Origin of the sequence: Bradyrhizobium sp. NBAIM08 (assembly GCF_020193935.1) — a bacterium.
Taxonomy (GTDB): Bacteria; Pseudomonadota; Alphaproteobacteria; order Rhizobiales; family Xanthobacteraceae; genus Bradyrhizobium; species Bradyrhizobium yuanmingense.
Genome location: NZ_JADYVR010000815.1, coordinates 1 through 412, shown reverse-complemented (window position 1 = coordinate 412; position 412 = coordinate 1). Strand labels below are relative to the sequence as shown.

Annotated in this window: 1 protein-coding gene; it reads left to right on the top strand. The window is 69.7% G+C overall.

Annotation, left to right across the window (positions count from 1 at the left end; all coding sequences use genetic code 11):
- The coding region (locus tag I6F37_RS42200) for a carotenoid oxygenase family protein (RefSeq protein ID WP_225154703.1) at window positions 1-412 on the top strand (412 nt) is incomplete at both ends.

The window sequence follows — 412 nt, the reverse complement described above, 5'->3', positions numbered from 1 at the left end:
GCACGTTGTCGCCTTCAGCGGCACGACGCTCGCGTTCGGCGTCGACCTCCCCGCCTTCGAATTGAGCCCGGCACTGGACACGTTGCGCCCGGTCGATCTGGCCGGACAGGGTCGTCCCCTCGCACCGTTCCCGAAGCACGACTCCGCCACCGGCGAGCTGCACGTCATCGCCGGCGCTGTCGGCGACGCGCAGGCCCATGTCGTGGTCTCCGCCGGGGCGCTGACCCGCCGCAACCGGCCCATCGTCGATACCCCGAACCACATCACAGACCTCGCGCTCACGCGCGACCGAATTGTCTTCGTCGCCGACGGCTTTATCGGGATCGCCTCACGCGAGGGCGAGGTCCGCACCACGTGGATCGCCACGGATGTCCCCGCTCCCGATCCCGTACACGCACACGATGCGGGCGAC